The following is a 10,506-nucleotide window of genomic DNA, read 5'->3' as shown; positions in this document are numbered from 1 at the left end:
ATGCAACCTCTGGCCAGTCAATTCGTTGTTGCCGCCGAGCAGTATGACTGCTCCGTCTCGGCTACGGGTGGCTGGGACTGTGCGCCCAAGTCGCCCGCCGCGGCATTGCCGCCGCGCCCGGTACATGACGGCAGTGCCGTCAGCGCTGCCGGCGAGCCTGCGGCTGACAAGGGTTCCGACGCCGACACTGGCGCGAAAACCGCACTGGTCACCGAGTCCAAGGGCCGCGGCCTGAAATCCCGTAGCGAAGACTACAGTCACCTCGACTGGGTTCCGCGCGAGAAGCTCACCGCTGCGCAATTGGCCGAGACCGGTCCTTACTGCTCTGGTTCCTATATCGAACCGATTCGTCCTGGCATGAATGACAAGACGAATAAAAGTGACGCGCCGACCTTCATCGGTGCCAAAGCGTCGCGTTACGAGCAGGACACACAAGTCGCCAGCCTCGCCGGTGACGTGATCATGCGTCAGGGCAGCATGCAGGTCGAAGCCGACGAGGCCAACCTGTATCAGGCCGAGAGCCGCGGCGAACTGGCCGGCAACGTGCGTATCCGCGACAACGGCGCGCTGATCGTCGGCGACCACGCCGATGTGCAGCTCGACACCGGCGAAGCCAAGGTCGACAACGCCGAATACGTGATGCACAAATCGCGCATCCGCGGTAACGCGCTGTACGCCAAGCGTGCTGAAAACGCGATCATCCGCTTGAAGGACGGCACGTACACCACGTGCGAACCGAACAGCAACGCCTGGCAGCTCAAGGGCAACAACATCACCCTGAACCCGGCCACCGGTTTCGGTACCGCGACCAACGTGACGTTGCGCGTCAAAGACATCCCGATTCTGTACACCCCGTACATCTACTTCCCGATCGACGACCGCCGCCAGTCAGGTTTCCTGCCGCCGACCATCGGTTCGGGCAGCGACACCGGCTTCATGCTGGTCACTCCGTACTACTTCAACCTGGCGCCGAACTACGACGCCACGTTGTACCCGCGCTACATGAGCAAGCGCGGCATGTTGGTGGAAGGTGAATTCCGTTACCTGACCAAGTCGAGTGAAGGTCAGTTCGGTGCGGCGTATCTCAACGATGAGAACGACGATCGCAAGCTTCAGTCCGACTACAAAGACACTCGCTATATGTACAACTGGCAGCACAAGGGCGGTCTCGACTCCCGCGTGCTCACAGAAGTTGATTACACCAAGATCAGCGATCCGTATTACTTCCAGGATCTGCAGACCGATCAGATTGGTGTGAAGAGCGATGATTTCGTCAATCAGCAGGGTGCGGTCAGCTATCGTGGCGACAACTACACCGCACGCCTGAATGCTCAGCAATATCAGCTGGCTACCGTTTCCAACATCACACCGTATGGTCGTCTGCCGCAGATCACCTTCAATGGTCAGCTGCCGTACCATCCGGAAGGTCTGAATTTCGATTACGAGACCGAGCTGGTTCGTTTCGATCGCGATCTACGTGATGGCGACTTCATCAATGAAGATGGCATTGCCGAACGTCGTCTGGACACAAACATCACCGGTCTGGCCCGCGCCAACGGTGATCGCCTGAACCTGAAGCCGGGCGTCAGCCTGCCGATGAACTGGACGTATGGTTTCCTCAAACCATCGTTGAAGTATCAGTACACGCAGTATCAGCTTGATCTGGACAGTACCGGCAAATCCCAGATTGATGCCCTGTCCCCGGAAAACCAGAAGCTTTATGGCAAGTTCGACAGCAACCAGAGCCGTGGCGTCCCGATTGCCAGCATCGACAGCGGCCTGTATTTCGATCGCGATACTTCCTACTTCGGCAAGAATTACCGCCAAACTCTGGAACCGCGCCTGTTCTACCTCTATGTTCCAGAAACAGATCAGGAAGACATTCCGGTCTTCGACACCAGCGAATATACCTTCAATTACTCTTCGCTGTTCCGCGACAACCGCTTCTCCGGCGCCGACCGTGTAGGCGACGAGAACAAACTATCGCTGGGCGTTACCAGTCGCTGGATCGAAGAAAACGGATTTGAACGTCAGCGCATCAGCGTAGGCCAGGCGTACTACTTCAAGAATCGCGAAGTGCAATTGCCTGGTATCGATGCGAAAACTCGTGAAGACTCCAAATCCAGTGTCTCGCCGTACGCGCTGGAATATGAATACCGCTGGAACCGTGACTGGCGCGCCACTGCCGATTACAACTGGGACCCGGACAGCCGCAGCCCACGCTCCGGCAGTGCGATGTTCCACTACCAGCCGGCTGACAACCCGAACAAAGTCATCAACGCTGGCTATCGCTATCGCAATGACCAGATCCGTTACGACCAGAACACCGGCCAGTGGTCGGTGGGCGGCGGTGACTATGGCACCCCGGGCCAACCTGGCTACGTGAAGGACTACTACAAGATCCAGCAGCATGATTTCTCGGTCATCTGGCCGATCGTTCCGCAGTGGAACGCCATCAGCCGCTGGCAGTACGACTACAACCGCAATCGCACGCTGGAAGCCTTCGGTGGTTTCGAATACGACAACTGCTGCTGGAAACTGCGCCTGATCAATCGTTACTGGGTCGCTTATGACGAAAACAGTCAGAACGCCCCGGAAAACGAAAAAGGCGACCATGGCATCTTCCTCCAAATTGTTCTGAAGGGACTCGGCGGCCTGACTGGCGCCAAGGTAGAGAGCTTCCTCGACAAAGGCATTCAAGGTTATCGTGAACGTGAAGACCAAGCTTTCTGATTGTCTGCGCCCGGTGCTGCTGGGCGCGTTGTTCCTGGGTACGGCGGCCAACGCCGCCGTACAGTCCATCGATAAAGTGGTGGCGATCGTCGATAACGACGTGGTCATGCAGAGCCAACTGGACCAGCGCGTTCACGAAGTTCAGCAGACCATCGCCAAGCGCGGTGGCGGTCTGCCGCCTCCGGGCGTGCTCGATCAGCAAGTGCTCGAGCGCCTGATCGTCGAAAACCTGCAACTGCAGATCGGCGAACGCTCGGGCATCCGCATCACTGACGAAGAGTTGAACCAGGCTGTCGGCACCATCGCCCAGCGCAACAACATGACTGTTGATCAGTTCCGTGCTGCGCTGGCTCGCGATGGCCTGAACTATGACGACGCCCGTGATCAGATCAAACGCGAGATGATCATCAGCCGTGTGCGTCAGCGTCGTGTGGCCGAGCGCATTCAGGTGTCCGAGCAGGAAGTGAAAAACTTCCTCGCCTCTGACCTCGGCAAGATGCAACTGTCCGAAGAACTGCACCTGGCCAACATCCTGATTCCGACCCCGGAAAGCGCCAACTCTGAAGCGATTCAGAGCGCTTATCGTCAGGCCATGGATGTTTACCAGCAGCTCAAGCAAGGCGCTGACTTCGGTCAGATGGCCGTGGCCAAGTCCGGTAGCGACAACGCGCTGGAAGGCGGCGACATGGGCTGGCGTAAAGCCGCACAACTGCCGCCGCCGTTCGATCGTGAATTGAGCAGCATGGCCGTTGGCGACATTACTCAGCCTGCGCGTACACCGGGCGGCTTCATCATTCTGAAGCTGCTGGGCAAACGTGGCGGCGAAGCGCAGATGCGCGACGAAGTGCATGTGCGTCACATTCTGGTCAAGCCGAGCCCGATCCGCGACGAAGCCAAGACCAAGGCACTGGTGCAATCGTTGTATGACCGCATCACCGCCGGCGAAGACTTTGCCGAACTGGCGAAAAACTACTCGGAAGATCCGGGTTCCGCCCTTAACGGCGGCGACCTGAACTGGATCGACCCGAACGTGCTGGTCCCGGAATTCCGCGAAGTGATGGCTTCGACCCCGCAAGGTCAGCTGTCCAAGCCATTCCAGACCCAATACGGCTGGCACGTGCTGGAAGTCCTTGGCCGTCGCGCCACTGACGGCACCGAACAGGCCCGTGAGCAGCAAGCAATGACCGTACTGCGGAACCGCAAATACGACGAAGAGCTGCAGACCTGGCTGCGTCAGATCCGTGACGAAGCATACGTAGAGATCAAACTTCCTGGTGCAGACCAGGCAGCGCAGTGAAACCCAAGCGTTTCGCGCTGACACCCGGCGAACCGGCCGGCATCGGTCCCGACCTGTGCCTGCTGCTCGCTTCGCAAGCCCAGCCACATCCCCTGATTGCCATCACCAGCCGCGACCTGCTCCTTGAGCGGGCCGCGCAGCTGGGGCTGGCCGTCAGTCTGCTGGATGTCGCGCCGGGGCAGTGGCCAGATGTTCCAGCGCCGGCCAACAGCCTGTACGTCTGGGACACGCCGCTCAGCGCACCGGTAATCGCCGGGCAACTGGACAAGGCCAACGCGGCATTCGTCCTCGAAACCTTGACCCGCGCCGGCAACGGCTGCCTGAATGGCGACTTCGCCGGGATGATCACTGCGCCGGTACACAAAGGTGTGATCAACGAGTCGGGCATCGCATTCTCTGGACACACTGAGTTTCTCGCCGACCTGACGCACACCGCGCAAGTAGTGATGATGCTGGCCACTCGCGGTTTGCGCGTGGCGCTGGTCACCACGCATCTGCCTCTGCGCGAGATTGCCGACGCGATCACCCCGGAACGGCTGGAGCGCGTAACGCGAATCCTGCACGCCGACCTGCAAGACAAATTCGGCATCGCCCGGCCACGCATCCTGGTCTGCGGCCTCAACCCGCACGCCGGTGAAGGCGGCCACCTGGGCCATGAAGAAATCGACATCATCGAACCGACATTAGAGCGCCTGCGCGGCGAGGGCATGGACCTTCGTGGCCCGCTGCCTGCCGACACTCTGTTTACCCCCAAATATCTGGAGCACTGCGACGCAGTGCTGGCGATGTACCACGACCAGGGCTTGCCCGTGCTCAAGTACAAAGGCTTCGGCGCTGCCGTCAACGTGACGCTGGGCCTGCCGATCATCCGCACCTCGGTCGACCATGGCACCGCCCTGGATCTGGCCGGCAGCGGCAGGATCGACACCGGCAGCCTGCAAGTCGCCCTGGAAACCGCCTACCAGATGGCCGAGACCCGTTTATGAACGAGCAATACCAACACAAGGCGCGCAAACGCTTTGGTCAGAACTTCCTCCACGATGCCGGCGTTATCGACCGCATTCTGCGCTCCATCCACGCCAAGCCTGACGACCGCCTGCTGGAAATCGGCCCCGGTCAGGGTGCGCTGACCCAAGGTTTGCTGGGCTCCGGCGCGCAACTCGACGTAGTGGAGCTGGACAAGGATCTGATCCCGATCCTCAATCAGCAGTTTGCCGGCATGAGCAATTTCAACCTGCATCAGGGCGATGCGCTGAAGTTCGACTTCAATACGCTGAATGCCGCGCCGAACAGCCTGCGGGTGGTTGGCAACCTGCCGTACAACATCTCCACGCCGCTGATTTTTCACCTACTGAACAACGCCGGCATCATTCGTGACATGCATTTCATGTTGCAGAAAGAAGTGGTCGAGCGTCTGGCCGCAGGCCCGGGTGGCGGTGATTGGGGTCGTCTGTCGATCATGGTTCAGTATCACTGCCGTGTAGAACATCTGTTCAACGTCGGCCCAGGCGCATTCAATCCGCCGCCGAAAGTCGATTCGGCGATCGTTCGTCTCGTGCCGCACGCGGTACTGCCGCACCCGGCCAAGGATCACAAGCTGCTGGAGCGCGTGGTACGCGAAGCCTTCAATCAGCGCCGCAAAACCTTGCGCAATACCCTCAAGCAATTGCTCAGCAATGCCGAAATCGAAGCCGCCGGCGTCGATGGCAGCCTGCGTCCCGAGCAGCTGGATCTGGCTGCATTCGTGCGCCTGGCCGACCAACTCGCGATACAGGTTCCGGCCACTCCTGCCGCCGACTGACTCGCGATGAACGCTATCGGGCAGCACACCACTCTGGTTTACTGCCCGATACTTGCCTAGACTGATTCCCCATCAGCTACGCCCCGCGTTCCGCTTCGTTAAGGCCCTCTTGCATGTCCGATTCCCGTTATCAGGTCGATGTCAGCGTCGTCACCCATTATCTGGCAGACCAATCGCAACCCGAACACGACCGTTTCGCCTTCGCCTACACCATCACCGTACAGAACAACGGCGAGATTGCGGCCAAGCTTCTGTCCCGGCACTGGGTGATTACCGATGGTGACGGCCATGTCGAACACGTGCGCGGTGAAGGCGTCGTCGGCCAGCAACCGTTGATCGATGCAGGCAAGAGCCACACCTATACCAGCGGCACGGTGATGACCACCAAGGTCGGCACCATGCAAGGCTCCTATCAGATGCTCGCCGACGACGGCAAACGTTTCGATGCGACCATCAAACCGTTTCGCCTCGCCGTACCCGGAGCCCTGCACTGATGACGACTTACGCCGTCGGTGACCTGCAAGGCTGCCTCGAACCGCTCAAGTGCTTGCTCAAGCAAGTTGCCTTCGACCCGGTGCTGGATCGGCTATGGCTGGTCGGCGATCTGGTCAACCGCGGCCCGCAGTCGCTGGAAACCCTGCGCTTTCTCTACGAGATGCGCGAGTCGCTGGTCTGTGTCCTCGGCAATCATGATTTGCATCTGCTGGCCGCCGCGAAAAAGATCGAGCGTTTGAAGAAAAGCGACACCTTGCGCGAAATCATCGAGGCCCCCGACGGCCCGCAATTGATGGAATGGCTGCGCCAGCAGAAGCTGATGCATTACGACGAAACACGCGATGTTGCGATGGTCCATGCTGGCATCCCGCCGCAATGGTCGCTGCGCCGTGCGTTGAAGTGCGCCGCCGAAGTCGAGACCGCCCTGCGTGACGACAACGTATTCCCCGCCTACCTTGACGGTATGTACGGCAACGAGCCGGCAAAATGGGACAACGATCTCAAAGGCATTGATCGTCTGCGGGTGATCACCAATTACTTCACGCGCATGCGCTTTTGCACCGCCGAGGGCAAGCTCGACCTCAAAAGCAAGGAAGGCCTGGACAGCGCCCCGCCCGGCTACAAGCCGTGGTTCCAGCACAAGGAGCGCAAGACCAAAGGCCTGCGCATCATCTTCGGTCACTGGGCTGCGCTCGAGGGCAATATCCACGAGCCGGGCATTTCCGCGCTGGACACCGGATGCGTATGGGGCGGCAGCCTGACGCTGATGAACGTCGACAGCGGCGAACGCCTGTCATGCAAATGCGACGAGCACGGCGGGCTTGCACACACGGTTGCGCCACTTATCCCCGAATCTTCGCCAGTCGACGCGCCGCGTTAGACTGCACTTTCAGTTGAGCTACAGGAACCCGCCATGAGCGAATTCAAACGAATCCCCCCGGAACAGGCGCAGGCCCTGCGTGAACAAGGCGCCGTTGTGGTCGACGTGCGCGACCCGGCGACCTTTGCCGCGCTGCATATCAGCGGTTCGAAGCATCTCGACAACCATTCGCTGCACGCTTTCATTCAAGGCGCCGATCTTGATGCACCGACCGTCGTGGTCTGCTATCACGGCAACTCCAGTCAGGGCGCAGCCGCCTATCTGGTCAGCCAAGGTTTCTCCGATGTTTACAGCATGGACGGCGGCTTTGAGCTGTGGCGTACGACTTATCCGTCGGAAACCGCGCAAGGCACCGCCGAATAATTTTTTTGCGCAGCGCAGGCCCCGGCTGCCGTGGTCCTGCGCGCGGCAGACGAACGGTCTGCCACAACTAATTACGTATCTCGCCTTTACCTCTCGAATTCCCAACTATCCTTAAGCGCAGGCCATCCAAATCAGGGGAGAGCCGGTACACCGGCGCGCGGATCATCGGGAGTAGCTTTCGCGGTTTGTCGACCGTGGGAGAATTCTGGGGGGTAAACAGCAGCTGCCACAGCGACTGCTGCCAGCATCGACTGAGTGATCCGGCGTCGGCTCCACGTATCGAGCGAGGTGACGTCATGAGTATCTTTAGCCACTTCCAACAACGCTTCGAATCCACACGCCAGGAAGAACTCTCTCTGCAGGAGTACCTGGAGCTGTGCAAAAACGATCGCAGCGCTTACGTTTCCGCCGCCGAGCGTCTATTGATGGCGATCGGCGAACCGGAACTGCTCGACACTTCGACCAATTCGAGGCTGTCGCGCATCTTCTCCAACAAGGTGATCCGCCGCTATCCGGCCTTTGAAGACTTCCACGGGATGGAAGAATGCATCGACCAGATCGTCTCGTATTTCCGCCACGCCGCCCAAGGCCTGGAAGAGAAGAAACAGATTCTTTATCTGCTCGGCCCCGTCGGTGGCGGTAAATCGTCCCTGGCCGAGAAGCTGAAACAGCTGATGGAGAAGGTACCTTTCTACGCCATCAAAGGCTCGCCGGTCTTCGAATCACCTCTGGGTCTGTTCAACGCCACTGAAGATGGCGCGATCCTTGAGGAAGATTTCGGCATTCCACGACGCTACCTGAACACCATCATGTCGCCTTGGGCGACCAAACGCCTGGCCGAATTCGGCGGCGACATCAGTCAGTTCCGCGTGGTCAAGCTATACCCGTCGATCCTCAATCAGATTGCGGTGGCCAAGACCGAACCCGGTGACGAGAACAACCAGGACATCTCGGCGCTGGTCGGCAAGGTCGATATCCGCAAACTCGAAGAATTCCCGCAGAACGACGCTGACGCCTACAGCTACTCCGGTGCGCTGTGCCGAGCCAACCAGGGCTTGATGGAATTCGTCGAAATGTTCAAGGCGCCGATCAAGGTGCTGCACCCATTGCTGACCGCTACTCAGGAGGGCAACTACAACAGTACCGAAGGCCTCGGCGCGATTCCCTTCACCGGCATCCTGCTGGCTCACTCCAACGAGTCGGAGTGGCACACCTTCCGCAACAACAAGAACAACGAGGCGTTCATCGACCGGATCTACATCGTCAAAGTGCCGTACTGCCTGCGCGTCAGCGATGAAGTGAAGATCTACGACAAACTCCTGTTCAACAGTTCCTTGTCCAAGGCGCACTGCGCACCGGACACCTTGAAAATGCTTGCGCAATTCACCGTGCTGTCACGCCTCAAGGAGCCGGAAAACTCCAACATCTACTCGAAGATGCGCGTCTACGACGGTGAAAACCTCAAGGACACCGATCCGAAGGCCAAATCGATTCAGGAGTATCGCGATTCGGCCGGTGTCGACGAAGGCATGAACGGTCTGTCGACCCGCTTCGCCTTCAAGATCCTCTCCAAGGTGTTCAACTTCGATCCGCATGAAATCGCCGCCAACCCAGTGCACCTGCTCTATGTGCTGGAGCAGCAGATCGAACAGGAACAGTTCCAGGCCGAAACCCGCGAACGCTACCTGCGCTATCTGAAGGAATACCTGGCGCCGCGCTACATCGAATTCATCGGCAAGGAAATCCAGACCGCTTATCTGGAGTCCTACAGCGAATACGGTCAGAACATCTTCGACCGCTACGTGCTGTATGCGGATTTCTGGATTCAGGATCAGGAGTATCGCGACCCGGAAACCGGCGAGATTCTCAACCGCGTGGCGCTGAACGAAGAACTGGAGAAAATCGAGAAACCGGCCGGCATCAGCAATCCGAAGGATTTCCGCAACGAAATCGTCAACTTCGTCCTGCGCGCCCGGGCCAACAACAACGGCAAGAACCCGACCTGGCTCAGCTACGAAAAACTGCGGGTGGTCATCGAGAAGAAAATGTTCTCCAACACCGAAGACCTGCTGCCCGTCATCAGCTTCAACGCCAAGGCCAGCAAGGAGGATCAGCAGAAACACAACGACTTCGTTACGCGAATGGTTGAACGTGGCTACACCGATAAACAGGTACGCCTGCTGTCCGAATGGTACCTGCGGGTCCGCAAGTCGCAGTGAGGCAGCTGCAAGCTATAAGCCACAAGCTGCAAGAACAAAGCGCGTGAACCCGAAAACACGGGCATTCGCTTCTACTTGCAGCTTGCAGCTCAAAACTTGAAGCTCCCCGGAGGGGCCTTATGAGCTATGTGATCGACCGACGCCTCAATGGCAAGAACAAGAGCACGGTGAACCGCCAGCGTTTTCTGCGGCGCTACCGTGACCACATCAAGAAGGCTGTCGAAGAGGCAGTCAGTCGCCGCTCCATCACGGATATGGAGCATGGCGAGCAGATCAGCATTCCCGGCCGCGATATCGACGAGCCGGTGCTTCATCATGGACGCGGCGGCAAGCAGACCGTCGTGCATCCCGGTAACAAAGAGTTCACGGCCGGTGAACATATCGCTCGTCCACCGGGAGGCGGCGGTGGACGCGGTCCGGGCAAGGCGGGGAATTCCGGCGAAGGCATGGACGAGTTCGTCTTCCAGATCACGCAGGAAGAGTTTCTCGAATTCATGTTCGAAGACCTGGAACTGCCGAACCTGGTCAAACGCAACCTGACCGGCACCGACACATTCAAAACCGTACGCGCCGGGATCAGCAACGAGGGCAATCCGTCGCGGATCAACATCATCCGCACCCTGCGCTCGGCCCATGCCCGACGTATTGCCCTGTCGGGCAGCAGTCGCGCCAAGTTGAGGGAAGCCAAGGAAGAGTTGGCGCGCCTGAAGCGTGAAGA

General features: G+C 59.0%; 9 protein-coding genes. All 9 read left to right on the top strand.

What is annotated here, in order from left to right; genetic code table 11:
* On the top strand, window positions 1–2,733 hold a 2,733-nt coding region (locus OQK_RS13645; RefSeq protein WP_016772899.1), incomplete at its 5' end, for an LPS-assembly protein LptD.
* Window positions 2,708–4,030, top strand: a complete 1,323-nt coding sequence (surA, locus tag OQK_RS13640; RefSeq protein WP_177318478.1) for a peptidylprolyl isomerase SurA — start codon at window positions 2,708–2,710, stop codon at window positions 4,028–4,030. The genes OQK_RS13645 and surA, both read left to right, overlap by 26 nt.
* Window positions 4,027–5,016 carry a 4-hydroxythreonine-4-phosphate dehydrogenase PdxA gene (gene pdxA, locus OQK_RS13635; protein ID WP_016772897.1) on the top strand — a complete coding sequence of 330 codons (990 nt, stop codon included), beginning with the start codon at window positions 4,027–4,029 and terminating at the stop codon, window positions 5,014–5,016. Before surA ends, pdxA begins: the two co-directional genes overlap by 4 nt.
* Entirely contained in the window at window positions 5,013–5,831 is an 819-nt protein-coding gene (rsmA, locus tag OQK_RS13630; protein WP_016772896.1) for a 16S rRNA (adenine(1518)-N(6)/adenine(1519)-N(6))-dimethyltransferase RsmA, read from the top strand. Before pdxA ends, rsmA begins: the two co-directional genes overlap by 4 nt.
* A gap of 113 nt (window positions 5,832–5,944) precedes the next feature.
* Window positions 5,945–6,325 carry a Co2+/Mg2+ efflux protein ApaG gene (apaG, locus tag OQK_RS13625; RefSeq protein WP_016772895.1) on the top strand — a complete coding sequence of 127 codons (381 nt, stop codon included), beginning with the start codon at window positions 5,945–5,947 and terminating at the stop codon, window positions 6,323–6,325.
* On the top strand, window positions 6,325–7,206 hold the full coding sequence (locus tag OQK_RS13620) for a symmetrical bis(5'-nucleosyl)-tetraphosphatase (RefSeq protein WP_016772894.1): 882 nt from the start codon (window positions 6,325–6,327) through the stop codon (window positions 7,204–7,206). The genes apaG and OQK_RS13620 overlap by 1 nt, the downstream gene beginning before the upstream one ends.
* Window positions 7,207–7,239: 33 nt before the next feature.
* Window positions 7,240–7,569, top strand: coding sequence for a thiosulfate sulfurtransferase GlpE (glpE, locus tag OQK_RS13615; protein ID WP_016772893.1), 330 nt, complete (start codon window positions 7,240–7,242; stop codon window positions 7,567–7,569).
* Between the two features lie 296 nt (window positions 7,570–7,865).
* Window positions 7,866–9,788 carry a PrkA family serine protein kinase gene (locus OQK_RS13610; protein WP_016772892.1) on the top strand — a complete coding sequence of 641 codons (1,923 nt, stop codon included), beginning with the start codon at window positions 7,866–7,868 and terminating at the stop codon, window positions 9,786–9,788.
* A 119-nt stretch (window positions 9,789–9,907) separates the two neighbouring features.
* A partial coding sequence (locus tag OQK_RS13605; protein ID WP_016772891.1) for a DUF444 family protein occupies window positions 9,908–10,506 on the top strand: 599 nt, incomplete at its 3' end.

It is taken from the genome of Pseudomonas sp. R62 (assembly GCF_000257605.1).
Classification (GTDB): Bacteria; Pseudomonadota; Gammaproteobacteria; order Pseudomonadales; family Pseudomonadaceae; genus Aquipseudomonas; species Aquipseudomonas atacamensis.
Note: the sequence above shows the minus strand (reverse complement) of the source record. Positions and strands in the feature narration are given on the sequence as shown.